This is a genomic window from Hadarchaeum sp. (SeqCode), assembly GCF_038871235.1.
In the GTDB taxonomy this organism is placed as follows: domain Archaea; phylum Hadarchaeota; class Hadarchaeia; order Hadarchaeales; family Hadarchaeaceae; genus Hadarchaeum.
Genome location: NZ_JAVZIN010000015.1, coordinates 1 through 25,163, shown reverse-complemented (window position 1 = coordinate 25,163; position 25,163 = coordinate 1). Strand labels below are relative to the sequence as shown.

Below are 25,163 nucleotides of genomic sequence, written 5' to 3'. Positions count from 1 at the left end.
CAATGAATATCGTTTCATGGCTCCGGGAACTCTACGGCTTTGAAAAGACAACAGATGAGAGGCATCTCCAGATGGATGGAGGACCGCTGATGGAGATTATAAGAGAGGAATCTACTGAGACGACTGCTTTGACTCAACATGCGGAAGAGGTGATAGTTGCCTCCAGGCACGCGAGTGAGACGGGCAGACCCTCCCTCACCGTGCATGTTCCTGGTTTCATTGAAAAAAGGGAGCTGGCGTTGGCCGCCCCTAGGACCATGAAGCTGGCTCTCAACGCTTTGAAGACGGAGGTAGAATCACTCGGACTTCCGTATGACGTTTCTCTTGAGGCCACCCATCACGGACCCACTGGGCTGGGTGTTCCAGTAACCTTCGTTGAGATTGGCAGCAGGCCGGAGCAATGGGCTGATAAGAGGGCCGGTGAGGCCGCGGCGCACGCGATAATGCGGGCGATATCTTCCGAGGTGAAGTGTTTGAAAGCCGTGGGTTTGGGCGGCCCACATTATGCCCCGCGACATACCGAGGTGACGCTGAACACCGATGTCGGCGTAGGCCACATCCTGCCCAAGTACGTTAGTTTTGATGAGGAGTTGGTGGAGCTGGCGGTGCGGAGCACCTGCGGCGGTGTCGACTTGCTGCTGCTCGACTGGAAGGGCTTGAGCGAGCTGCAGAGAAAGGTCTGCCTGAGGGCGGCGGAAATTTTGGGGATTCGGGTGGAACGAGCGGGTGAGATTGCCCAGCGTAAAAAGCTTTAAATCGATACGGGCGAAACTCAACAACGAAAAACAGCGGAAGTGAATGGTTTGACCAGAATCGAGAATGCGGTGTTCACGCCGGAAACAGGGTTTTCCCCCCTAACTAAGGCTGTTCTCGCAACGCCGGAGAAACCCAAGAGCAGTGAGGCGAAGACGGTCACCACCGAGGAGTTGGAGCAAATTCTTCAACGTGCCAAGGCGAGGATAATTGCCGTTGGGTGCGGTGGAGCTGGCTGTAACACAATATCGCGCATGATGGGGGTCGGCATCCGCGGTGCCCAGACCATAGCGATAAACACCGACGCCCAAGATCTTCTGTATACAACGGCCGACCGAAAAATACTGATCGGTAAGGACATAACCGGTGGTCTTGGCGCTGGAAACGACCCTGAGAGGGGCGAAGCTGCGGCAAGGGAGGACGAGGCAGTCATAAAGGACCACATTTACGGTGCTGACCTAGTTTTTGTCACGTGTGGTTTGGGAGGAGGCACGGGAACTGGTTCAGCGCCCGTGGTAGCCGAAATCGCCAAAAAACTTGGCTCGCTCACCGTTTCAGTCGTCACACTGCCCTTTACCGTTGAGGGAACTAGGAGAAGACGTAACGCGGAAATGGGTTTGGCAAAGTTACGAGCTGTTTCAGACACCGTGGTGGTAATACCCAACGACAAGTTGATGCAGCTGGCACCGGATCTCCCAATAGGCGCGGCGTTCAAGGTGGCGGATCAATTGTTGATAGATGCGATAAAAGGAATCACTGAGATGATAACGCTACCGGGTCTGATTAATCTGGACTTCGCTGATGTGCGCACGGTGTTAAAGGACGGCGGTGTGGCCATGATCGGTATCGGTGAATCCGACGTTGCCAACAGGAGCGAGGAGGCAGTTGAGGAGGCCCTTAACAGCCCCCTCCTCGACGTAGATATCACCGGTGCGAAGGGGGCCTTGATCAACATCGTGGGTAGCCCAGACTTCACGCTTGAGGAAGCTCAGAAAATTGTGGCCAAGGTCAGCGAGGCCTTGGATCCTAATGCCCATGTAATTTGGGGCGCGCAAATTTCTCAGGAAATGAAGAACTCAGTAAGGGTGATGGTCGTCCTTTCCGGCGTCCATTCCCCGTATGTGGCTGGAGTAGGTGAGAAACCGGGCAAACCGGGTGAGCCCATCGACTTAGGACTGGGGTACTTATAATGCGCAAGTTTCTTCACGAGGCCAAGCGGGTAATTGCGGTAGCGAGGAAACCAGATCAGGAGGAATACTTACAGGTTGCCAAGGTAGCCGGTTTAGGTATCCTGTTGATCGGGCTGGTCGGTTTTGTCATCATGCTAATCAGCTATTTTATTCAGGGAATGTTAACTTGAGGGGGGAACTATGGAGGAGCCGCAAAAGCCAGCCATATTTGCCATCAGGACGACGATCGGTCAGGAAAGAAACACCGCCGACATGGTCGCATCCCGGGCGAAGAATTTCAAGCTACCGATTAAGGTGGTGCTTGCTCCTACCGGCATCAGGGGATATATCTTCGTGGAGGCGGTGGGGAAGACGACCATCGAGCGGGCTCGGATGGGAATAAAACATGGGAAGGGCATGGTGGCTGGAGAGGTTCCCATTACTCAGATAGAGCAGTTCTTGATCCCAAAGACAGCCGTTGTTGGTATGGAGATCGGCGACATCGTAGAGCTGATTTCCGGACCCTTCCGTGGCGAGCGTGCTAGGATAATTAGGGTTGATGAGGGAAAGGAGGAGATAACGGTGGAACTCTTTGAGGCAACCGTTCCCATCCCGGTGACCGTTCGCGGGGACTCGGTAAAGATTCTGCAGAAGAAGGAGAAGGAGGAAGAAGGTGAAAGCAAGTGAAGTGAAGCCTGATATGAGGCGCATTGATCTGGAGCTGACTGTGGTCGAGATGGAGGAGCCCAGGCCGTATACCAGAAGGGATGGCAGGGAGGGCCGTGTTGCCACCGCCACCGGTGAGGATGAGTCCGGGCGGATAAAGATCTCGCTGTGGGATGCCGACGTTGACCGGGTTAAGGTTGGCAGCAGAATTAAGATAACCAACGGCTACTCAAGGCTCTTCCGCGGCGAGATACACGTCAGCTCCGGCATTTACGGCAAGCTGGAAGTTTTGACTTAGCAGTATTGGGTGAATAGACAATTGCTTGCGGAAATTAGTGGGGTGTCAAACAATAGTGTTTTTAACGTTCAAGGCTTATTTTTGAGGGAACGTTCAGTCGATTTGGGGTTGTGTTATGGAGTCCAGAGTGAAAGTCATGGTGGAAGGGGGCAAGGCGAACCCCGGACCACCCCTGGGTCCAGCCTTGGGTCCTCTAGGGGTCAACGTGGCGCAGGTCGTCGCCAAGATAAATGAAGCTACTAGCTCTTTTGCTGGTATGAAAGTTCCGGTCACGGTAGTGGTGAAAAAGAAGACTAAGGAATTCTCAATCGAAGTGGGATCACCACCGACCGCAGCCCTGATAAAGAAGGAGCTGGGGCTGGAAAAGGGTGCCAAGACACCTGGGAGCGAGGTGGTCGGGAATCTCAGCTTGGCGCAGGTCGTAAAAATAGCCAAGCTGAAGTCAGGAACCAGCTTGGCCAAGACCCTGAGATCTGCGGTCAAAGAGGTTCTTGGGACCTGTGTGAGCCTCGGCGTGACGGTGGACGGGAAGAGCGCTAAGGAAGTTCAAAGGGAGATCGATGAGGGAAAACATGAAGAGGAGTTGAAGTGAATGGCGGAAAAGGCCAAGGATCTTTTAAGCGCGGTGCAGATGGCAAGGTCTGCCAGCCCCAAGAGAAAGTTCAGCCAGTCCTTTGAAATCCAGATCGCGCTCAAGGACATTGACCCGAAAAAACCAGAGGGAAAGATTGTTGAAGAGGTGGTGCTTCCCCACTATCCCGGAGAACCCAAAAAGGTGATAGTTTTTGCCGATGGCGAACTTGCCCGCAGGGCGCGCGAAGCCGGTGCCGTTCGAGTCTTGGGGAGAGAAGAGATCTCGGAGCTGCAGAAAGATCGAAAGCAGGTTAAGAAGCTCGCGGAGAGTTTTGATTTTTCAATTGCCCAGGCAGATTTAATGATTTTAATTGGGAAGGCCTTGGGTCCGGTGCTGGGTACCAGGGGCAAGATGCCGAAGCCCATCCCCCCGACGGCTGACCCCGCCCCGATCATCGAGAGGCTGAAGAAAAGCGTGAGAATCGCGACCAAAGAGCAACTGGCGATAAACGCCAAGATTGGAGTTGAGTCCATGAGCGATGAGGATATCGCCGCGAACGCCAAGGCAGTTCTGGAAGCAGTGGAAAGAAAACTCGGCGGAGACCTTTCCAAAATTTCTTCGGTGAAAATAAAGACCACGATGGGAAAGCCGGTTGAGCTGGAGGTACAGGCATGAGGGAGAGAAAGACCGAGATTCCAGCGTGGAAGCAAGAGGTCGTCGCCGAGCTAAAGAAGCTGATTGAGAGGTATCCCGTCATAGGAGTTCTCGATATCGCGGACCTTCCCGCCAGCCAGTTTCAGCAGATGCGGCAGAGACTGAAGGGACAGGCCGAGATCGTCGTTGCCAAAAACACCTTGGTTTCCCTAGCGGTTAGGGAAATGTCGAAGACAAAGGATCCGAAGCTGAGCGAGCTGACTTCTTTTCTTCGTGGACAGACGGGAGTAATTTTCACCGAGATGAATCCCTTCAAGCTGAGCAAGCTGTTGCGCGACAGCAAGATCAGTGCACCAGCCAAACCGGGAGCCAAGGCGATGAAGGACGTCGTCATCCCCGCTGGCGAAACCGACTTTTCCCCGGGGCCAGTGGTGGGTGAGCTACAACGCGTTGGAATAAAAGCACGCATCCAGGCGGGCAAGGTGGTGATTTTAGAGGACTGTCATCTTCTCAAGGCCGGTGACACGATCTCGAAGGAAATAGCTGATGTCTTACCAAAGTTCGGCATCATGCCTCTTGAGCTCGGCCTTAAACTTCGCGCTGCTTATGAGAAAGGCATGATCTTTGCCGGTGAGGCCTTAGAAATCGACGAAAAGAAGACCTTGGAGCAGCTAAAGCTCGGCAGCTTGAACGCTTTCAACTTGGCCCTGAACATAAACTACCCGACCGCGCTCACCATAGGGCTGATGATAGTCAAGGCCAACATCGCTGCTCAGAATCTGGCCATAAACGCCTGCCTGCCGGTGACCGAGGTCTTGCCTCTGTTGCTGGCGAAGGCTAATGCTGAGATGCGAGGTCTGGCCGCGGCAATTGGGAGCAGAAATTCTCAGGCGCTGGACGAAGAGCTGAGAAATGCTTTGGGGCTGAGCGCGATCCCCGCTGCCTGATCCAGTCACACGAAATCAAGGTATCTTTCTACCTAGGGGCAGGACCAATAGGCAACAATTTATATTGGTGTGTGCACAAAGAAAAAGGGGTTTGAAAATGGAATACGTTCACGCAGTTCTGCTGCTGCACAGCGCTAAACAACCTATCAGCGAGGAAAACCTGAAGAAGGTAATAGCGGCTGCAGGGTTGCAGGTTGATGAGGCCAGGGTCAAGGCCATGGTCGCAGCGCTCGAGGGCGTCAACATCGACGAGGCGATCAAGAGCGCGGCCGTACCTGCGATTGCAGCACCTACTGCTCCCGCCGCTCCGGCCAAGGCAGAAGAGAAGAAGAAAGAGGAGAAAGTCGAGGAAAAGAAGGAAGAGGAAGCTCTGGCTGGACTTGGCGCGCTGTTCGGCTAAAGTTTTGTCCACATCTTGGCAGTTGTTCAGAAGATTCAGGCGCAGGTTGGATTAGGTTCCAGACCCGGTCGGAGAAGACTTTAAACTTTGTCACCGATATTTGCTTGACGGAGTGGTGCTGTGAAGGACATCTATCAGGTAAGGCTCTTCAAGCAAAAGGGCTTCGAGCGGAAGAAGTGCCCCAAGTGCGGCAGGCTATTTTGGACGTCGGACCCAGGCCGCAGCACCTGTGGGGACACCCCCTGCGATGAGTATTCTTTTATCGGGAACCCGCCGACAAAGCGAAAGTATACACTGGCTGAGATGGAGAGAACTTTTCTCAAGTTCTTTGAGAAGCATGGTCATAAGATCATCAAGAGATATCCCGTTGTTTCCCGGTGGCGCGATGACATCTTCCTGACGATAGCTTCGATTGCGGACTTTCAACCTTGGGTCACCAGCGGCCTGGTTCCTCCGCCGGCGAATCCTCTGGTGGTGAGCCAGCCGAGCATTCGCCTTAAGGATATCGATAACGTGGGCCGTTCCGGGCGTCATTTGACCCTTTTCTTCATGGGCGGCCACCATGCCTTCAACTCAAGGCGACAGAGGATTTACTGGACGGACGAAACGGTCGAGCTCTGTCACCAATTCCTCACCGATGAACTCGGAATAAAACCCGGTGAAATCTCCTATGTCCAAGATGTCTGGGAGGGAGGAGGGAATGCCGGTGAGGATTTTGAGGTGGTCGTGCGTGGACTTGAGGTGGCCACGCTCGTCTTCATGCATTATGCCGGTGAGGGTGGGAAATATCGTCCCCTGCCCCTGAAAATAGTGGACACCGGTTATGGAATGGAGCGCCTGACCTGGTTGTCGCAGGGCAGCCCCTCCAGCTACGAGGCTGTCTTTTCCCCAATGATTGAGCATTTATCCCAGCTTGCGGGTGTAACCATGCCTCCCGCAGAATTGCTGCAGGAAAACTCTAGACTCGCCGGTCTCATCGACATTGAGGGTGGAAGGGAACTCAGGCAGTTGCGTTTGAAAGTTGCCGAGAGGATGAAGATGGACGTTGAGGAGGTGGATAGGCTGTTATCACCGCTAGAGTCCATCTACGCCATATCCGACCACCTCCGCTGCCTTGCCTTCATGTTTGGCGATGGTATAACTCCGAGTAACGTTCGCGAGGGTTATCTCTCTCGGCTGGTTCTCAGACGGACGCTGGATCTGGTCCGGAAGTTGGGCATCCAGAAACCGCTTTCGGAACTCATGAGTTTCTGCTTAGGCACACTTTATGGACAGTTCCCCGAACTTAAGGAGCGTTCCGGCTACATTCTGGAAGTAGTTGAGCTTGAGGAGCAGCGCTACCGGGAGGCCATCGTCAGAGGGACGAGGCTGGTGGAGAGACTCGCCGCGGAGTTATGCGCTAGAGGTGAGCCGCTACCGCCGGAAAAGCTCACCGAGTTTTACGACAGTCATGGGCTCAGGCCGGAGATAGTGAAGGAGGTGGCCAGCAAGTTCGGCGTCAGAGTGGAAATCCCAGAGGACTTTGACATCAAAGTTGCCAAGTCTCACAGCAAGAGCCGACATGTCCCTGAGCAGATCATTCCCGTCCCGATGGAGAAGCTGAAGGGTTTGCCACCAACCAAGATGCTCTTTTATGAGGATCAGTACCTGAGGGAGTTCACGGCCAAGGTGCTGCGGGTTGTTGATAATTTTGCGATTTTGGACCGTACTGCCTTCTATCCTGAGGGTGGCGGTCAGCCGAGCGACGTCGGTGTGCTTGAGAGCGATGGAATGAGAGCTGAGGTTCAGAGTGTCTTGAAGGGTGGGGATTTAATTTTGCATCAGTTCAAAGGCAGCGTTCTCAGGCCGGGACAGAGAGTCGTCGGTAAAATAGATTGGAGCAGGCGGAGGGCGCTAATGGCCCACCATACAGGGACCCACATCATACTCGGCGCGGCGCGGAGGGTTCTGGGATCGCATGTTTGGCAGCAGGGGGCTCAGAAAGGCACCGAGCACTCGCGTTTGGATATCTCCCACCATAAGAGGATTGAGCTCAAGGACCTTCAGGAGATCGAGCGCTTGGCCAATGAGGTCGTCACCCAAAACCGGGCCGTCAGGATTGAGTGGATGAACCGTAACGAGGCGGAGCAGAAGTATGGTTTTGATCTCTACCAGGGTGGAGTGGTTCCTGGTAAGCTGGTCAGGGTGGTGGACATAGAGGGATGGAACACCCAAGCCTGCGCCGGCACTCACTTTAGGAGCACAGGCGAGGTTGGTTTTATCAAGGTCATTAGGTCGGAGCGGATTCAGGATGGAATTGAACGGCTGGAGTTCGCGGTCGGTGAAGCGGCGCTAAAGTTTGTTCAGTCGCTGGAGAAACAGCTTGCCAGCGTTGCCGGGATACTGAAGGTCCATCCAGAGAAGGTAGCCTCAGCTACACAAAAGTTATTTGAGGAGTGGAAGGCTGCGGAGAAGGAGGTGGAGAGGCTGAGCCAAAGGATTGCTGAGCTAAGGCTGGCCGAGCTCCGGAGCCGGGCACAACCAATCGGTAGGGTTCGGTTCCTCTCGGATGAAATAGAAGGGGCAAGTTCCACCGAGTTGATAAAGATCGGAAGCGCGCTCATCTCGAATGACAAGTCGCTTGTGGCGGTTCTGGGGTCAGTCACCGACATGGCGAGGGTGATAGTGATGGCGGGCGAGGAAGCGGTGAAAGGCGGTGTAGATGCTGGGGAGATAGCTGCCGAGGCCGCGAAGGTTATCGGTGGAGGCGGAGGCGGCAAACCGGAGCTGGGACAGGGCGGCGGTTCCGAGGGCGAGAATTTGGCTGCTGCTTTGAAGCGGGCAAGGAAAATCCTCGAGCAACAGCTGTCGCGGCATTCCTAGGCGGGCAAAGTTGTCTCAAGCCCAGTAATAGAATTGGTTCTTAAAATTAGGCCTCGATTGACCTGAGCATTCTACCAGGGTCGACTAGACGACGGTTGCAGGATGAGGGTTAGGCTAAAATGATGAACTTCCTTTTTAATTGTAGATTGTCTAGTTGTAGGTGGCGTTGATATGGTGAACTGGGCGGAAATTGACGCCAAGTGGCAGACGGCCTGGCGGGAGGCGAGGCTCTTTGAATCCGAGCCCAGCGATAAGCCGAAGTTTTATCTCACGGTTGCTTACCCCTACGTCTCAGGACCGATGCACATAGGTCACGGTCGAACTTACACCGTCCCCGACGTGATCGCCCGCTACAAGCGCATGCGCGGCTACAACGTGTTGTATCCAATGGCCTATCATTTCACCGGGACACCAATTGTTGGGGCGGCCAAGCGCGTCGCTAGACGTGAGCCAGGTTTTGTAAAGGTCCTGACTGAGCGTTATCGGATACCACCGGAGATGCTCAAGGAATTTGAAAATCCGAGGTTTTTTGCTAACTACTTTGCCCGGCAGAGCGAGTTGAGCTACCGAAAGGGGATGGAAAGACTCGGCTTTTCCATAGATTGGCGGCGGGAGTTCACCACCATCGATCCCGCTTACAGCAAGTTCATCACCTGGCAGTATCACAAGATTCAGAGTGCCGGCTTGATCGTTAAGGGCAGACATCCGGTCAAGTGGTGCCCCAACGATGGTAATCCCGTCACCGACCACGACCTGCTTGAGGGCGAAGGCGTGGAAATAGTTGAGTTCACGCTTTTGAAATACAGGTATGGGGACCAGATTCTGCCAGCCGCGACCCTGCGCCCGGAGACGGTTTTCGGCGTGACCAATCTGTGGCTCAATCCCGAGGTTAACTACGTCAGCGTCAGGGTGGGAGATGAGAGTTGGATCGTCAGCGAATCAGCCGTTAACAAGTTGCGCCAGCAGGGGTTTGACCTCGGGGAGACTAAGCCGGTGAAGATAGATTTCAACAAAAAGGTTGAGGTGCCGTTGATTCACAAGATGGTGCCGATTTTGCCCGCCAGCTTTGTGGACCCAGACAACGCCACGGGAGTTGTCGGGTCAGTTCCGGCGCATGCTCCCTATGATTATGTGGCGTTACTCGAACTGCAGCAGAACCCAGAACCCCTGCTTAAGCATGGGATTGACCCTGAGGAAGTAGCAGGTATCAGGCCGATTTCGCTGATCGAGGTTGCAGGATTTGGTGAGTCGCCTGCCGTTGACGTCGTCAGGCGCCTGGGGATTAAGCACCAGAGAGACCCCAAGCTGGAGGAGGCCACCGCGGAGGTCTACCGGAACGAGTTTGCCAAGGGCAGGATGAGGGATTGGGTCCCGAAGTATGCCGGGATGCCTGTCTCTCAGGCCAAAATCGCCGTGCGTGAAGAGCTCCTTGCCGCAAACGAGGGGTCCACCATGTTTGAATTTTCGGCCAAGCCGGTGACCTGTCGTTGCGGCAGTCCTGTCGTGGTCAGGGTTGTTGAGGATCAGTGGTTCCTGAACTACGCGGATGAGGCGTGGAAGAACAAGGCTAGGGCCTGCCTCGCCCGGATGCACCTTGTTCCGCCCGAGACACGAGAGCAGTTCGAGCACACGATTGACTGGCTTCATGAATGGCCCTGTACCCGTCTCGTTGGCATGGGGACTCCTGCGCCTTGGGCACCGGGCTGGATAATTGAGTCGCTCAGCGATTCAACGATTTACATGGCCTACTATACCATCGCCCATATACTGAAGACGATCGACCCCGATTCACTGAGCGACGAAGTCTTTGACTACGTCTTCTATGGAAAGGGTGATCCTCTCGATTTGTCTAGATCAACCAACATCGAGCTGGAGAAGCTGGAACGGATGCGGCGGGAGTTCAGTTACTGGTATCCCCTTGACTATCGGATGTCGGCTAACGAGCTGATCCCCAACCACCTCACCTTCCACATCTTTCACCACGCCCTGTTGTTCCCGGATCTCTGTCCGCGGGGGATAGTGAACTTTGGCATCGCGGTGCTGGAGGGCCAGAAGATGTCATCATCCAAGGGAAATATCGTGGCGATAAATGAGGCGGTAGCGAAGTATGGGGCGGACACCGTCAGGCTTTACTTGATGTCCACTGTGGAACCCTGGCAGGATTTTGACTGGCGAGCTAACGAGGCCCTGGCCATGCAGAAAAACCTGGAGCGCTTTGTTTCACTGGCTGAGGAGATAATTTCATTACCTGATGAAAAGGTGTCCAGCTTCGACCAGCCGGCGAGGTGGATGTTGAGCAGGTTACAGGAGCATATCCGTGGGGCGACGGAGGCGCTCGACAGCTTTGAGACCAGAAAGGCAACCCAACATGCTTTTTTCATGCTGGTTCAGGACGTCCGCTGGTTTATGAAGCGGGAGAGTAGACTCGAGGTGCGGGCCCACGTTCTCAAGCTAGTGCTGGATGTCTGGCTCAGGTTGCTGGCTCCCTTGGTCCCGCACATCTGTGAGGAGCTCTGGGAGAGGCTGGGTAGAAGCAGGTTTGTTTCGATCGCGGATTGGCCCACTGTTGATGTTGGGCTCGTGGATAGGGAAGCGGAGTTTGCCGAGAGTTTTCTCCTCCGGGTTCTTGAGGACGTCGGCAAAATAACCAAGGTGATGAGGAAGGAACCGAAAAAACTGTGTCTCTATGTTGCTCCGGAGTGGAAGTGGCGGGCGTTTCAGATCGCCGTCGAGCACTCGCGCGCTGGAGCGGTTGATTTTGGTAAGTTGATGAAGGATGTGGAAGAAAGGCTGGCCTCCGGCTTGCAAAAAGCCGACTTAGCCAAGTGTCTCCAGCAGATGGTACAGGAAATAAGGAAGATGCCGCAGCAGGAACTTGATGTTATCGCCTCAAAATCGCTGGACGAGCTGCAGGTCTTGAAGGAGGCGGCCGATTTCATCCGGGGAGAGTTCGGTTTGAGCGAGGTTCATGTGTTTGAAGCAGATGATCCAGCTCGCTATGATCCCCAGAAACGGGCCATGATGTCCCTGCCGCTGAGGCCGGCCATCTATCTAGAGTGAGAACTCCATGCTTAAAGTGAGAAGGGCCGTGAGGGACCTGCTTTATCTGTTGAATCAGGGCTACCCTCGAGAATCGGCGGTAAACTTCGTTTCCAACCACTACCGGCTACCTCTGGCAGAGAGGCATCTGCTGGCCAGATGCGTTTTTTCGGAGAGGGAAGTCAACGAACACCGAAAGAAAGCGGTTGGCTTGAGCGGCGTCAGGGGCAGAAGATTGGGGATAGACGGTTACAACGTGTTGATAACGATGGAGAGTCTGCTGATGGGTAAACAGGTCGTCCTGTGCAACGACGGTTTTATTCGGGACCTCAGGGCTATCTTCGGAAAGTATCGGGCTGGCCCAGCCACACCTCGTGCAATCGCGGAATTGATTGGGGTGGTAGCAAGGGCAGAACCTAAAGAGGTGGTTGTGTTCTTCGATAAACAGGTCAGCCACAGCGGCGAGCTGGCAGCGGAGATCAGAGACAGGATCAAAAAAGCTGGTTTGTGTGGCGATGCCGTTGCTGAGAGTGGAGTTGATACAAAGCTCAGGGGATTTGACGTTGTCGCGAGCAGCGACCGCGCCGTAATCGAGCGGGCCAAAAAAGTGTGGGATATTCCTCAAGAATTAATGTGGTTGAAGAGAAGGCGCATTTTGGATGTTAAAAAACTTATTAATTCATCAAGCAATTAGGAAACGGAGGTGAAAATAAATGCCCAAATTGTTTGATATCAAGGAGCTTTCTGATTCTTACGTCAGGCTGGTGAAAAGCACGAAGGAACTTGATGTGGAGGTTGAAGTCAGCCTAGAAAAGAAAAAACTGAGATAGCTACCGGCCTTGCTTTTCTGGATCATATGCTGGAGACCATTGCTTGGGGAGCCTGCATGAGCGTCGGTGTTTCAGTAAATGTGAAAAGAAAGCTCACAGCCACGATAACCGAGGATGTGGGAATCACCCTCGGAGCGGCGCTGTCGCAACTATTTGAACTTAAATCGAAAGCAGGAATCGACGGAGCTGGGGCAGGCCTGTTTGCGCTTGATGATGCCTTAGCTCGAGCGATGGTCAGCGTTGAAGGAAGAAGAAATATCTTTGTTGGGCTGGATGCTGAAGGGGCAAAGTCAGAGCGTGTTGAAGATTTATACACAAGTGATTGTGTGGCATTTCTGGAGGGACTTTCTCAAGGACTAAAAGCAACTATCCACCTCGATATCTTGAAAGGACAGGAACCGCATCACTGCTGGGAAGCCGCTTCACGTGCCCTTGGTGAAGCCATCAGGGGCGTGTTTGGGAAGAATCCTTGGCGTCCAGCCGGTGATAATCCATATTATGCTGAGGAAGGATTGGCCCTTCTTTAAAGACTGAGTGAGCCGCGGCTACCAGATTTGTAAAAAATGTCAGTTAAAAAAGAGCGTGCAAATAGTCAGGATAAAAAACATTTTCAGCGAACTCGTTCAAAGTTTCGGGTTTCCTAACGCAAACAGGATGGATGTGATCTTTCTGTTATTCGCTGACCCAAACTAATTTAAGAAGAACCTGTGAAAAGTTGTCACGACTAACTCAAAAATGTGGTTTCGCCGTTAGAAATAGAGGGTGTTGTGTCACCGTCACTTCAGCGGATACCAGCAGGCCACGAGATGCTCTTTCTTTACCTCAGTCAGTCGTGGCAGCTCCCGCCGACATTTTTCGTCAGCATAAGGGCAGCGAGGATGGAAGGTGCAGCCCGTCGGTGGATTGGCCGGGCTGGGCACTTCTCCGCTCAGGATTATTTTCTTCTTCTTGACCGTGGGGTCTGGGACAGGGATTGCCGAAAGCAGAGCCCGGGAGTAGGGATGCATCGGACGTTTGAAAAATAGTTCTGTTTTAGCCAGCTCCACGATCTTGCCTAGGTACATCACCGCTATCCGGTTGCAGACGCATTGAGCAACGCTGAGGTCGTGGGTAATATAGAGATAGGTCAGTTTGAGTTCACGCTGCAGGTCTTGGAGAAGTTTGAGGATCTGCGCTTGGACGGAGACGTCGAGAGCGGAAGTCGGTTCATCGAGCACGACGAAGTCTGGATTGGTTGCCAGTGCCCTCGCAATGGCAATGCGCTGTCGCTGACCTCCGCTGAACTCGTGGGGATATCTGCGGAGGTGGTCTTTGGTTAATCCCACCCTGTAAAGCAGCTCAAGCACCCTCTCCTCTAGTTCATGACCTCTGGCTAGCTTATGGATGATGAGCGGTTCCCCCACAATGTCTTTGACGAGCATTCTGGGGTTGAGCGAGGTGGTTGGGTCCTGATAAACTATCTGTAGCTTTCTCCTCATTTGTTTGAGCTTTTTTCCGCTGAAGCGGGCGAAATCATACTCGCGTAGAAGTTTCGACAGCTCGGGTGACTTTCTCCCATCATTTTCCAGCTCTTCTATTTTGAGCTTGATTTCTTCCGGCACTTCAAAGAAGATGTGGCCTGCCGTTGGATTTTGCAGGCGAAGCACCGTCTTCCCGAAGGTGGTCTTCCCGCAGCCTGATTCCCCCACTAGCCCGAAGAACTCGCCACGGTAGATCTTGAGGTCAACACCGTCAACGGCCTTTACGTCACCCTTCTTCCTTCTCAGTATCCCGCCCAGTATTGGGTAGTATTTTTTCAACCCACGTGTTTCAAGCATTACTTCCATCTAATCACCCTTGTAGAGGTGGCAGGCCACAAAGTGGTTTTTCCTGACCTCAACAGCCTTCGGCGTTTCCTTGGAGCAGATTTCCATGGTCCTAGGGCACCGTGGATGGAACCTGCAGCCAGGTGGTGGGTTGACCAAATTGGGCACCGTACCCTTGATCGAAATAAATCCTTTCCCCGGGCGCGGTATGGCTTGGAACAGGGCCCGTGTGTAGGGATGCATCTGCCTCTTGAAGAGTTCCTTTACCTCGGCGATCTCGCAGACCTGTCCGGCATACATCACGGCAACGCGGTCGCATATTTCTGCCACCACTCCGAGGTTATGGGTTATGTAGAGCACCGAGGAGCCGAATTCTTTTTTCAGCTCTCGGATTAGATCCAGAATCTGCGCCTGCACGGTGACGTCCAGCGAAGTGGTCGGTTCGTCAGCGATGAGCAGTTTTGGATGGCAGGCGAGGGCCATGGCGATGACGGCGCGCTGTTGCATGCCGCCGCTCAGCTCATGCGGGTAGAGGTCAAAGACGCCCCCAGGGTTGGCTATCCTCATCTCCTCCAAAAGTCTGACCACCTCCTTTCTCAGCACGGAATCTAACCAGCGCCGGTATCTCTTGAGAAAAGGTATTTTTGAGGCAATTCTGGCCTTCAAGGATTTCTGATTTTTCAACATGCTGCGGTAGATTCCGGCGTAAGTGCGGTAAACCCGGGCTTTGAATCTTGAGCCTTTTCTTTCGGCGGCTGCAATGTCCCTTTCAAGTTCCTCGAGTGCCATCTTGATGAAAGTCTCCGCCCGGTGCCTGAGCAGCACCTCCGAGACTTGGTCGCCAATGGTGTACAGGGGGTTGAGAGCAGCGCTCGGCTCTTGCATGATCATGGAAATCTTGTGCCCGCGAATGTCCTGCAGCTTTTCCTTGGGCAGATTCAGGACGTTGATCAAGCCGCCGTTGCTCTTCAGCAGTATTTCACCTTTTTCGATTTTTCCGGGCGGTGGTGGTAGCGCGATGATGGAGAAGGCGGTGACACTTTTCCCGCAACCAGTTTCTCCAACCAGCCCCAGTGTTTCCCCTTCTTTGATGTCCAAGTTGATGCCGCTGAGGGCCTTGACTATGCCTTCGTAGGTGTAGAACCTCACCACAAGCCCCCTGACTTGAACCAACAGATCGGATTTTTTCGCCATTTACTTCCTCCTCAGCTTTGGATCCAAGATGTCCCGGACGGCGTCTCCAAGGAGGCTCCACCCGAGCACAAAGAAGAAGATGAATAGGCCGGGGATCAGGACGGTGTACCAGTATAGGAACGGTTGCCCCGGTGGTCCCACGATCCAGTTTCTGGAGAAGCTAATCATCTGCCCCCAGTCCGCGTATCCCAGCGGTGCACCCAGACCGATGAAGCTGAGTCCTGCGGCGGTGAGTACGACTGCCCCTAAGTCTAAGGATGCCATCACCAAGACTGAGAACAGCGTGTTGGGGAGCACGTGCTTGGTGATGATTCGAAAGTTTGAGGCACCCATTGCCCGCGCCGCCTCAACGTAAGTCTCCTGCTTCGCCTGCAGCACCTCACCTCTGACCAGCCTAGCGTAGACAGGCCACCACACCAGAATCAGCGCCTTCATCACGCTGTCGAGGCCGGGACCCATTGCGGTCACGAAGGCCATCGCCAGGATTAGGGCCGGGACGGCAAAGAAGATATCCGTAACTCTCATGATTGTTTCATCGATTATCCCGCCGAAATATCCCGCTAGGGCCCCCAGCGCTATACCTACCACCATTGAGGCACCTACCACCAATAACCCGACGGTGAAAGCAGTCCTAGTGCCCCAGATGACGCCGTAGTAGATGTCGAACTGCCCCTCGGTGGTTCCGAATGGGTGGGCTTCGCTCGGTGGCTTTGGAGTCTGGGAAAAGCCGTCGCGGGGGATATTGTAAGGGCGGTTGGGATCGGCGGGTGGGGCGAGCACTGGAGCTAGTACCGCGATGATGGCAAAGAAGACGATGATGGAAATTCCGGCCATCGAAAGCGGGCTTTTCCTTATCCTTCTGAGCGAGAACTTTAGCTCCTTGACTTGGGGCCCCATATTGGCCTTGAAATTTCCCCAGCGGCTCAACTTCTCTTTCGTCTCCCGGGGTTTACCTTCTGAGATTTTTCCAGCCCCGATCCTACGGATAAAAAGGGCCGGCACTGATAGAACCGCAGAGAAAATAATGGCAAAGAGCAGCAGTTCTAGGATCATATCATCACCCCAGCCTGATCCTCGGGTCAATCTTGGCGTAGAGCAGGTCGACGATTAGGTTGGTTATCACGATCACGGTGCCGATGAAAAGCACGAATCCAAGAACCGCAGGTATGTCAAGCTGGACCGCGGCGTTAACTGACCACCAGCCTAGCCCCTTGTAGTTAAAGACAGTTTCGGTTAGCACGGCTCCGGCCATCAACGAGGCCACCAGATATCCCGCCACGGTCACCGCCGGAATTAACGCGTTTCTCTTGGCGTGCTTGTTAATCACCGTCTTTTCGTCAAGGCCTTTGGCTCGGGCCATCGTAATGTAGTCCTTGTTCAGCGTCTCCAGCATACTCGAGCGCATGATCCGCATGATGAAGGCCAAGTTGATGATGGTAAGCGTGGCAACGGGGAGGATTAGATGTCTTAAGGCATCGAAGACCACGTCAAAGCGGAGGTTCAAAATCCCATCGATGGTGTTAATTGAGGTGTATTTGACAAAGGACGCTGAGCTCACCACCATCTCAGCATCGAGACCCAGCCTACCTGGAGGGAATAAACCAGTGAGGAATCCGTAAAATATCATCAGCAGCATCAGTCCCAGCCAGAATGCTGGCAGGGAATATCCGGCGATGGCCAGTCCCCGGGTCATGTGATCCACGGGCTTGTCCCGGTGAATAGCGGAGGTTACCCCCAGCCTTATCCCGATGAAGATGGTCAACGGGACGGTGAATATCATTAGTTCAAGCGTCGCAGGGAGAAATCTCATCAGAGCCTCAGCGACAGGCATGTTAACCGACTTGGACCAACCCAAGTTGCCGCTAAGAACTTCGCTTATCCAGTAGAAAAATTGTACATAGGCCGGATCGTTCAGGTGGTATTTTTCGATTATCTGGTCTATTTCCCTGAATTGCTGAGGGTTCCTCACGTAAAGCGCTGCCCTCTGCGTCGGGCTGAAAAATTGCAGTACGACAAAAATGATGATAACGACGCCTAGTATCACCGGTATTAGGAGCAGCAGTCTCCTGGCGATATATGTCCTAAGTTCCAATTTTCTCCCTTTTTAAAAAGTGTAGTGCATATATAAGCCTGTTTACCTGCCGCTGGAAGTCAAATTTTTTAGCTACTTTTAATTGCTTAAAAAATAAAAAAGGGGAAAGGTTGGTTTAACCCTTCCCGATCTCAGTAACCTTTCCAAAGCAGGTAGGGGTCACAAAGTGCCGGTTCGCCGGGCCATATCGGGTTGTAGATCCAACCCTGCACCCAATCTCTCTCGAAGTGGCGCCCAAGTGCTTGGTCAATCGGGACGCTCGGGACATCCTCATGGTAGATTCGCTGCAACTCATAGTAAATCTCCTGCCTTTTTGCGGGATCAATTTCGCTTATTCCCCGCTGGATGAGTTCATCCACGGTGGGATTCGAGTAGCCCTGCCAGGCAGAGAAGGCACCCGCGCTATGCATGAATGGGTGAACGAAGTTGTGTGGATCCGGGTAGTCAGCCATCCAGCCTATTATGTATAGGGTAAGCTTGCTGTGGACCATTTCACCGAGATAAGTGCCCCAGTCCCTTGCCGCCACCTCAATGGAGAACTTCGGGTTGAGGCTCTCAATGTTGTTCTTGAGAATTTCCGCGGCAATCCTTCTGGGCTCGTTGCCGGTGTTGTACAGAATTGTCATCTTGAATCCCTTCTCCCAGACCTCACCACCGAAGGCGTTCTTGAAGTGTTCCTCGGCCTTGGCTAGGTCAAAGTAGTATTTCTCCTGATTCGGGTTGTGGTAGGGTAGCCCTTCTATCACCGGAGAGGCTGGCTGGATTGCCTCACCGAGGTAAACATCGCGCAGGAAGGACTCGTAGTCAAAGGAGTAGGCGAAGGCAAGCCGGACATCTTTATCGGAGAAGAAGTCGGGCGGGATGCCGTTTCCGTCGAGCTGTCCGCTACCTATCCACTCACTGGTGGGGTCAATGTTCATGGTGAAGAACATGGCGTCGACAATCAATGTTGGGAGATCCTTTGTGACTCGAATGCCCTCAACACCCTCAAGCTCCGCGATGTTTGGTCGGGGCACGTCAACGATGTCGGCATCACCGGCCAAGAACATCAGCTTTCTGGTGGTCCACTCCGGGACTACTTGGATAACCACGTTCTTGAGTTTCGCTGGTCCTCCCCAGTAGTCATCGTTTCTCACTAGCACTGTTTGAACTCCGTGCTCCCAGCGGTCGAGCTTGAAAGGTCCGGTGCCGTTCATTATTTCCTGCAACGGTGGGGTTTCTGGGTTGTAGTAGTCCTTCCAGGTGTCCGCTGTTCCCGGCCAGTCACCATGCTCGATGCACCATTCCTTGTCAACAATCGAGGACCAAGATTGCGCCAGTATGGCCATGAATGGCGGGTATGGTTGCGCCAAGTGGAAGACCACATAGTCTCCCTCCACTTCCACCGCTTGGTCGATCTGCTCGAAGGTCAGAGGTTCGTAGGCAGCCTCGATTCCGATCAGTGGCTCCAGAAGCATCCACACTGGACCACCGTCACGGTTCTGCACCATCGCCCTCTCAAATGAGTACTCGACGTCTTCCGGGGTCAGGTCATTTCCGTTGTGGAACTTAACACCGCTCCTGATCTTGAACCTGTAGGTCAGACCGTCCGCGGATATCCCGCCGTTGGCGACGGTTGGCACCTCGGTTGCCAGCTTGGGGATAAATCTATCGGTGTGGGTGCCGTCGAAGGCGATCAGGCTCTCGTAAACACTCATGATGACCTCAGAACTAGCGGTGTCGTATGCCCAAGCCGGATCTAAGGTTTCCTGCTCACCGATAGTGGCGTAGATCAGCGTGTCCGGATTCTTCACGATTTTGGTCGTGGGTGAGGTGGTTGGTGTAGTTGTGGGTGTGGTTGTAGGCGAGGTGGTTGGTGTGGTCGTCGTTGGTGCTGGTTGGCTCAGCATCAAAGCGGCTCCAGCGATAACAGCAACGATTACAATGACAATCACTATTACGGCAGCTGTGGCCAATCCTTTTTCCCTTATATTCACATCCTCCTTTTATTTTGGTTTAAACTCATATTCAGCGTTTAAATAACCACTGCTTTGGCTTTAAAATCGGTTTTATTTGGGTCGTGGTATTCTGGCTGTTTTCAGCACCTCGGCGAGCTTGGCAAAATCTTCCCTCAATTTTGATCTCGTTCTCGCTCCGTAAAGAGCGGCGGCCGGGTGGTAGGTGAGGAAGATCAGGAAATTCAAACCCGCGAATTTAACTGTCATCACTTTTCCATGGTTTGCCGTAATGGGGATCTCCTTACCTAGCAGGGCTTTGGCGGCTGTCCGGCCTAGCACCACGATTAACTCCGGCCTAACAATTTTTACTTGCTTTTTCAGGTATTTTGAGGCGCAGATTTTGATCTCATCGTCACGGGGGGCACGGTTTTGAGGAGGACGGCACTTGACCGTGTTGGTGATGTAAACCTCCTCGCGTTTCAGACCGGCGATTTCTAGGAGTTCGTCCAAAAATTTACCCGCCGCGCCGCAAAAGGGGATGCCTCGGAGATCTTCATTTCTTCCTGGAGCCTCACCCAGCAGCATCACGCGGGCATCATACGGCCCCTCCCCCGGCACCGCGTTTTTCCGGTTCCGGTGAAGTCTGCAGAGGGTGCAGGTCCTTATTCTTCTCTCCAGCTCTTCCGTGGCGATCCCCATCCCGAGCGCTCTACCAGCGGCTTCAGCCTGTCGTGAACCAACTTCAGCACCCTGACGTCCTCCCGGCAGTGCTCGACAATCAGACGTCGTGACTCCAAGTCGCCGCGCTCCGCCAGCTTGAAAAGGGCCTGGATGTCGCTGCCGTGGAATTCCTTGAATCCCTTGCCCCCGCTGATGCCGAGAAATCGGACCACCGAATCTAGGCTGTAGCTGGAGAGCAGCAGCTTGGCCCGGGACCACTCATAGAGGTCCAGCATCGGAACCTCGGCCAGCTGGCTCAGGTCAACGCCGTGGATCAAAGCCCGGCTGAGCAGGAAGGGGACATCGAACCCCGTGCCAAACCAGGTGACCAGCAGGTCGCAGTTTTCCAGTTTCTCCTTGAACCACTCCAAGGTCCTCCGCTCCTCCTCAAAGGTGTCGCAGAATCTGACCTCGGGTTCCCCCTCAGTCATCACTCCAATGGCAATGACCATCCCCTCGTTGGCGGTCTTGGCACTGGTCTCGATATCTAAGTAAAGTACGGCCATCTATTCACCCATGACAAAAACCACCACTCTCCGGTTGCGGGGGCCGTCCCCCTCGATGAGGAGAAAATTCTGCCAGGTTCCTTTTATCACCCTGCCCTCCACGATTGGGAGCACCGGTACGGAGCTGAATAAGGCGGATTTGAGATGAGCGTGAGCGTTATCGTCAATCCTATCGTGGAGGTAGTCTCCTTCCTTAGGTACCAGATGGTTGAGCCTGTCGAGGAGGTCCTGCTTCAAGCCACCTTCATCCTCGTTGAGTACTAGGGTTGCGGTTGCGTGGGGCAGCAGGACTAGAAGTAGCCCGTTCTTGACGCCCGATTCGCGAACGGCCGAAAGCACCCTGTCGGTAACGTCGACCACTTCACATTGCTTTCGCGTGGAGATGGTGAATTCCTTGGACCAAGTTTTCATGTCTTTCCCAAACCTTGAATATGACTTTGTCTATTTTAACGTAAACGAAAATAGGGGTAGGGATAAGATGAGGGTGCTGGTCACGGGAGGCGCCGGGTTCATCGGCTCCCATCTGGTTGACGCTTTGCTGTCCCGGGGCTACTCCGTCACGGTGCTGGATAACTTCTCCACCGGTTCAGAGGGGAACATCTCCCACCATCTGGATAATAAAAATTTCAGGTTGGTCAGGGGCGATGTCAGGGATCAGGAGGCGGTGAGAAGTGCCTTGGATGGTGCTGAGGCCGTGGTGCACTTGGCGGCTCTGATCAGCGTGCCGCTTTCCCTCAAGGAGCCGGCCTTGACCCATGAGGTCAACGTGGAGGGGACGCTCACACTACTCAGAGCCAGCTTGGAAGCTGGCGTCACCAGGTTCGTCTTTGCCTCTTCCTGTGCTATCTACGGGGAGGCGAAGAAGCTGCCGATAAAGGAGGAGACACCACCGGAACCACTGTCGCCCTACGCCAGCTCCAAGCTTGAGGCGGAGAGGGCCTGTCTTGCCTTCTTTGAGGCGAACGCTTTTCCCGTGGTTTCACTCCGTTACTTCAACGTTTACGGACCTAGGCAGACGGGCGGTGATTATGCCGGGGTGATGCTGAAGTTCATCGAGAGATTGCGGGAGAACCAACCACCGGTGATCTACGGTGATGGGAACCAGACCCGGGACTTTATTTACGTGACCGATGTGGTGGGGGCCACGCTGCTGGCGCTGGAAAGGCCCGGGGTGGAAGGGGAGGCAATCAACGTGGGGACGATGAGGCGGACGAGCGTAAATGAACTCTGTGAGCTCTTTCTCAAGCTGGCGAGAAGGCCCAAATTGAGGCCTAGATACGAGGCCGCCCGTCCTGGGGACATCAGGCATAGTCAGGCGGACATCACTAAGGCCCGGGAGCTGCTCGGCTTCAGGCCCAAGGTGTCAGTCGAGAGCGGCGTCAAGATGCTGTTGCGGACACAGGGGGTCTTGAGGTGAAGTGCTGGATAGTGATGCCGGCGAGAAATGAGGCGCGAACCATCGGCGGGGTGATTGACGGCCTTCACCGGGAGGGCTGGAAAAACATTATCGTGGTTGACGATGGCTCCACGGATGGAACGGCCGAGATTGCCAGGGCGAAGGGCACGGTGGTCGTCAGCCACGAGCGGAACTTGGGCCTGGGCGCGGCCCTCCGCACCGGCCTTGAGGAGGCGCTAAGGCGCGGGGCGGATTGTGCGGTGACCTTTGACGCCGACGGCCAGCACGACCCAAAAGAGGTGAGGCGGATGGTTGAGGCGATTGACGGGGCCGACCTCGTCATCGGTTCTAGGCGGTTCGTCAATGTCCCGCTGAATAAACGCTTCGGCAACTTCATGCTCAATCTGATCACGAGGCTGATGGGTGGGCCCCTGCTGGATTCTCAGTCAGGGATGAGGGCGTTCAGCCGGAGGGCTCTGGAGACCATCAAGATCAGGAGTGATCGCTATGAGGTCTCCTCTGAGATCGTCATCAATGCTAGGAGAAACGGCCTCAGGATCAGGGAGGTACCAGTCAAGTGCTATTTTACCGATTATTCCAAGGCGAGGGGGACGACGATAGCCAGCGGCATCAGGATCTTCCTCCGGTTGATCAAGCTCCGGGCGCTCTACGGTTGAAATTCAGAACTCTTATTAATCGCCGGCTGATTTTTGAATCTGTGGATGGGGATGGCAAAGGTAATAGCCGACCTGGGCCAGAATCACCGGGGAAGCTTGGAGACGCTGAAGGAGATGGTGCGGGCCGCCGCCGAGGCCGGGGCGGACTATGTTCTGATTCATTCCATGAAGGCCGATGACCTCGTCTACCGGGAGCGGTTTGAGCAGGGGCGAGTGGAGAGGGGCAGGGTGTATGCGATCAAGCGCCCTTACCGTGAGGAGTATCAGCGCCTGAAGCCGCTGGACCTGAGCGATGAGGCTCATCAGATCTTCATCGACGAGTGCCGCTCGGCGGGCATAAAGCCGCTGACGACGGTCTACACCCGCTCCAGGATACCATTTCTGGCCAGCTTGCCTTGGCGGGAGATAGGCGTGTGCGGCTATGACTGCGCCAGCTATCCGATGATCAGGGAGCTGGCCGAGCGCTTTGACCACCTCTTCATTTCCACCGAAGCTGCCCTTGACGGGGAGGTGGAGGGGGCCGCGAGGGTATTGAAAGGGCGTAGCTTTACTTTACTTCACTCGGTGGCCCTTTACCCCACGCCGCTGGAGAGGATGAACCTGGCCCGGATGAACTATCTGAGGAAGTTCACCAGGAGCGTTGGGTTCAGCGACCACTCGCTGGTCGAGCGCGATGGGCTGAAGGCCTCGATAGCCGCGCTCTACCTCGGCGCTGATGTCATTCAGAAACCGTTTACCATCTTAGATCGTACCTTGACATCTGAGGGGCCAATGTCAGTCGACCCTGTCCAGTTGAAGGAACTCGTCAGCTATGCCAAGATGGACAGGGAGGAGCTTGAGGAGCTGGTACGCCGAATTCCCGAGTTTGAGGCGATGAAAGGGGTCAGACATCCGGAGCTTAGTCAGGAAGAGCTGCTTAACCGGGACTACTACCGGGGTCGGTTTGCCAGCCGGGTCAGAGGAATGGTGGTGTTTAATTGGGAGGAAAAGAAGGTATTCTGAGGAGGCCCAGATGAGGAGATACCGGATACTGGGCGTGATACCGGCTCGGGGCGGGTCGAAGCCGATCCCCAAGCAGAACATCAAATCCTTGCTGGGTCGCCCTCTGATTGCTTATACCATCGTTCCGGCGCGGGAATGCAAGTTGCTTACCCGGCTGGTCGTTTCCTCGGAGGATGAGGAGGTTCTCGAGGTGGCGAGGAACTATGGCGCCGAGGTCCCCTTCGTCCGGCCCAAGGAACTTGCCGACGACCTCTCGCTGCTCACCGATGTGGTGAAGCATGCGGTGCTGGAGGTGGAGAAGCAGGAGGGCAAGAAGTACGATTATGTGGTGGTGCTGTCCCCCACGACTCCTCTCCGGACCACAGCTGACATCGACCGGGCGCTGCGCAAGCTGATCGAGACCGGAGCTGATTCGGTGATTTCGGTGACCAAGGTTGGGTCCTGCCACCCGATGAGGATGAAGAAGATTGTCCACGACCGGCTGATCGACTATGTGGAGGAGGAGGTGGAGAACATGCCCAAGAAGCTGCTGCCTCCAGTTTACCTGAGGAATGAGGCCATCTACGCGGTGAGGCGCGACGTGCTGGTGAATCAGAACTCATTCAAGGGGAGGATCAGCTGTCCCTATCTGATGCCGCCGGAGCGCTCGATCACCATTGACACCAAGATGGACTTTCAGCTGGCGGAGGCGGTGATGAAGCGGATGAAATGGAAGCACATCAAGCCGGTGGTCAGCAGGCGGCGGCTGCTGCTGAAGAAGCTGATCAGAAGGAAGGGATAAAGCCGGAAAGCGCTGGAGACGTGATTTATCGGCGTGCTGAGTTGGGGTAAGTTTCTTTGAGGAGGTATTTTTCATGGACTTTGGGTTTCGGCTGCGCAAGGTGTTGGTTTTGACCGAAAACCCTGGAGGCGGGAAGGGAGTTTGGGAAAAGGTGAAGTTCCTGCCACCGTTGAGGTGGCTACTTGAGGGTGGCCGTGGAGGGTGAGAGGTCGGTGCTGAACATTTTTCGCCTGTTTCAAAAATTTCGAACACATGCAGATTTAGGTTAAAGTTGGTCGATAGGCTTCGGATGAGGATTGTGACGAGGGGCCAGCTAGGTGGAGCCATACTGTAGGCAGGGTGCAAATGAAAGGGAGCTACCTACGGGTGTAAATCCCCAAATTTATCATGTTTAATAAAATACGTCATTTTAAACGAAGTCGTAGGTGACCCCCCCGGCGCATTCTGTTGATCCTGATCTCTTCACCATTTCCTGCTGGGGGGAGGGGGAGGCACGAAATTGCACGCAGATCGGTCTGAGTGGTTTTTAGGAGGTCGAAATTTCAATATGTCGGTAATTTTAATTAAAAATTAACCGATATACTTATATATTTGAAAACCCCATTTCAAAACGTGGAAGAAGCGAAAATAATGGAAATTCTCACCGATTGGAACTTCTGGGGGAGTTTCAGGGAGGATCTCAGGGCGCGAACCGCGTACCTTTCCAAACTGGAAGAGATATTCGGCAAAGGAGCTGCCACGATCCTGCTTGGGGTAAGGAGGGCCGGTAAATCTTCTCTCGCATATCTCTTCATCCGGAAGCTGAGAAGTCAGAGAACCATTGAGCCAAAGGACACCCTCGTCGTTAACTTTGAGGACCCG

General features: G+C 54.2%; 26 protein-coding genes and 1 pseudogene. 19 read left to right on the top strand and 8 right to left on the bottom strand.

The annotated features are described in order from the left end of the window. From QXT02_RS06680 to QXT02_RS06620, 13 genes are all read left to right on the top strand, one after another. Positions 1–755, top strand: a 755-nt coding sequence (locus tag QXT02_RS06680; protein ID WP_342812704.1) for a D-aminoacyl-tRNA deacylase, incomplete at its 5' end; no start/stop codon positions are given. Positions 756–812: 57 nt separating this feature from the next. Next, a complete protein-coding gene (gene ftsZ / locus QXT02_RS06675) occupies positions 813–1,943 on the top strand; it encodes a cell division protein FtsZ (protein WP_404980461.1) in 1,131 nt (376 codons plus the stop codon). Then, complete coding sequence (locus QXT02_RS06670) at positions 1,943–2,113, top strand: protein translocase SEC61 complex subunit gamma (RefSeq protein WP_342812703.1); 171 nt, start codon at positions 1,943–1,945, stop codon at positions 2,111–2,113. The genes ftsZ and QXT02_RS06670 overlap by 1 nt, the downstream gene beginning before the upstream one ends. 10 nt (positions 2,114–2,123) lie before the next feature. Next, positions 2,124–2,609 carry a transcription elongation factor Spt5 gene (locus QXT02_RS06665; protein ID WP_342812702.1) on the top strand — a complete coding sequence of 162 codons (486 nt, stop codon included), beginning with the start codon at positions 2,124–2,126 and terminating at the stop codon, positions 2,607–2,609. Then, positions 2,596–2,886, top strand: a complete 291-nt coding sequence (locus QXT02_RS06660) for an SOSS complex subunit B family protein (protein WP_342812701.1) — start codon at positions 2,596–2,598, stop codon at positions 2,884–2,886. Before QXT02_RS06665 ends, QXT02_RS06660 begins: the two co-directional genes overlap by 14 nt. Positions 2,887–3,001: 115 nt before the next feature. Then, complete coding sequence (locus QXT02_RS06655; protein ID WP_342812699.1) at positions 3,002–3,478, top strand: 50S ribosomal protein L11; 477 nt, start codon at positions 3,002–3,004, stop codon at positions 3,476–3,478. After that, entirely contained in the window at positions 3,479–4,135 is a 657-nt protein-coding gene (locus tag QXT02_RS06650; protein ID WP_342812698.1) for a 50S ribosomal protein L1, read from the top strand. Next, positions 4,132–5,061 carry a 50S ribosomal protein L10 gene (locus tag QXT02_RS06645; protein ID WP_342812697.1) on the top strand — a complete coding sequence of 310 codons (930 nt, stop codon included), beginning with the start codon at positions 4,132–4,134 and terminating at the stop codon, positions 5,059–5,061. The genes QXT02_RS06650 and QXT02_RS06645 overlap by 4 nt, the downstream gene beginning before the upstream one ends. A gap of 97 nt (positions 5,062–5,158) precedes the next feature. Then, a complete protein-coding gene (rpl12p, locus tag QXT02_RS06640; RefSeq protein ID WP_342812695.1) occupies positions 5,159–5,461 on the top strand; it encodes a 50S ribosomal protein P1 in 303 nt (100 codons plus the stop codon). A gap of 120 nt (positions 5,462–5,581) precedes the next feature. Then, complete coding sequence (gene alaS / locus QXT02_RS06635) at positions 5,582–8,323, top strand: alanine--tRNA ligase (RefSeq protein WP_342812694.1); 2,742 nt, start codon at positions 5,582–5,584, stop codon at positions 8,321–8,323. Between the two features lie 171 nt (positions 8,324–8,494). Continuing rightward, on the top strand, positions 8,495–11,383 hold the full coding sequence (gene leuS / locus QXT02_RS06630) for a leucine--tRNA ligase (RefSeq protein WP_342812692.1): 2,889 nt from the start codon (positions 8,495–8,497) through the stop codon (positions 11,381–11,383). Between the two features lie 7 nt (positions 11,384–11,390). Then, positions 11,391–12,056: a DUF434 domain-containing protein gene (locus QXT02_RS06625; RefSeq protein WP_342812690.1), complete on the top strand. Its 666-nt coding sequence runs from the start codon at positions 11,391–11,393 to the stop codon at positions 12,054–12,056. Between the two features lie 132 nt (positions 12,057–12,188). After that, complete coding sequence (locus QXT02_RS06620; protein ID WP_342812705.1) at positions 12,189–12,719, top strand: hypothetical protein; 531 nt, start codon at positions 12,189–12,191, stop codon at positions 12,717–12,719. A 249-nt stretch (positions 12,720–12,968) separates the two neighbouring features. Here QXT02_RS06620 and QXT02_RS06615 read toward each other — a convergent pair whose 3' ends face one another. The 8 genes from QXT02_RS06615 to QXT02_RS06580 all read right to left on the bottom strand — a co-directional run bounded on the left by QXT02_RS06615 (position 12,969) and on the right by QXT02_RS06580 (position 20,857). After that, entirely contained in the window at positions 12,969–14,018 is a 1,050-nt protein-coding gene (locus QXT02_RS06615; RefSeq protein WP_342812689.1) for an ABC transporter ATP-binding protein, read from the bottom strand. Further along, positions 14,019–15,191 (bottom strand): ABC transporter ATP-binding protein, encoded by a 1,173-nt coding sequence (locus QXT02_RS06610; protein WP_342812687.1) that lies wholly within the window; start codon positions 15,189–15,191, stop codon positions 14,019–14,021. Continuing rightward, entirely contained in the window at positions 15,192–16,088 is an 897-nt protein-coding gene (locus tag QXT02_RS06605) for an ABC transporter permease (RefSeq protein ID WP_404980460.1), read from the bottom strand. A 160-nt stretch (positions 16,089–16,248) separates the two neighbouring features. Then, positions 16,249–17,283: an ABC transporter permease gene (locus QXT02_RS06600; RefSeq protein ID WP_342812685.1), complete on the bottom strand. Its 1,035-nt coding sequence runs from the start codon at positions 17,281–17,283 to the stop codon at positions 16,249–16,251. A 131-nt stretch (positions 17,284–17,414) separates the two neighbouring features. Then, on the bottom strand, positions 17,415–19,259 hold the full coding sequence (locus tag QXT02_RS06595) for an ABC transporter substrate-binding protein (protein ID WP_342812683.1): 1,845 nt from the start codon (positions 19,257–19,259) through the stop codon (positions 17,415–17,417). A gap of 72 nt (positions 19,260–19,331) precedes the next feature. Then, complete coding sequence (locus tag QXT02_RS06590; RefSeq protein ID WP_342812681.1) at positions 19,332–19,919, bottom strand: uracil-DNA glycosylase; 588 nt, start codon at positions 19,917–19,919, stop codon at positions 19,332–19,334. Further along, on the bottom strand, positions 19,883–20,446 hold the full coding sequence (locus QXT02_RS06585; RefSeq protein ID WP_342812679.1) for a ribonuclease H-like domain-containing protein: 564 nt from the start codon (positions 20,444–20,446) through the stop codon (positions 19,883–19,885). The genes QXT02_RS06590 and QXT02_RS06585 overlap by 37 nt, the downstream gene beginning before the upstream one ends. Next, positions 20,447–20,857, bottom strand: a complete 411-nt coding sequence (locus tag QXT02_RS06580; protein WP_342812677.1) for a secondary thiamine-phosphate synthase enzyme YjbQ — start codon at positions 20,855–20,857, stop codon at positions 20,447–20,449. It abuts the gene before it with no gap. A 67-nt stretch (positions 20,858–20,924) separates the two neighbouring features. On the opposite strand from QXT02_RS06580, the gene QXT02_RS06575 reads away from it, so the two are divergent. The 6 genes and pseudogenes from QXT02_RS06575 to QXT02_RS06550 all read left to right on the top strand — a co-directional run. Continuing rightward, positions 20,925–21,863, top strand: coding sequence for an NAD-dependent epimerase/dehydratase family protein (locus tag QXT02_RS06575; protein ID WP_342812676.1), 939 nt, complete (start codon positions 20,925–20,927; stop codon positions 21,861–21,863). Further along, positions 21,860–22,519, top strand: a complete 660-nt coding sequence (locus tag QXT02_RS06570) for a glycosyltransferase family 2 protein (RefSeq protein ID WP_342812674.1) — start codon at positions 21,860–21,862, stop codon at positions 22,517–22,519. The genes QXT02_RS06575 and QXT02_RS06570 overlap by 4 nt, the downstream gene beginning before the upstream one ends. Positions 22,520–22,570: 51 nt before the next feature. Then, positions 22,571–23,521 (top strand): N-acetylneuraminate synthase family protein, encoded by a 951-nt coding sequence (locus QXT02_RS06565; protein ID WP_342812672.1) that lies wholly within the window; start codon positions 22,571–22,573, stop codon positions 23,519–23,521. Then, positions 23,463–24,302, top strand: coding sequence for an acylneuraminate cytidylyltransferase family protein (locus QXT02_RS06560; protein WP_342812670.1), 840 nt, complete (start codon positions 23,463–23,465; stop codon positions 24,300–24,302). The genes QXT02_RS06565 and QXT02_RS06560 overlap by 59 nt, the downstream gene beginning before the upstream one ends. Positions 24,303–24,375: 73 nt before the next feature. Beyond that, the gene (locus QXT02_RS06555; protein ID WP_342812669.1) at positions 24,376–24,507 is read left to right on the top strand and encodes a hypothetical protein; all 132 of its coding nucleotides are present in this window, start codon (positions 24,376–24,378) and stop codon (positions 24,505–24,507) included. A gap of 425 nt (positions 24,508–24,932) precedes the next feature. Next, a pseudogene (locus tag QXT02_RS06550) lies at positions 24,933–25,163 on the top strand (ATP-binding protein); the annotation flags it as partial.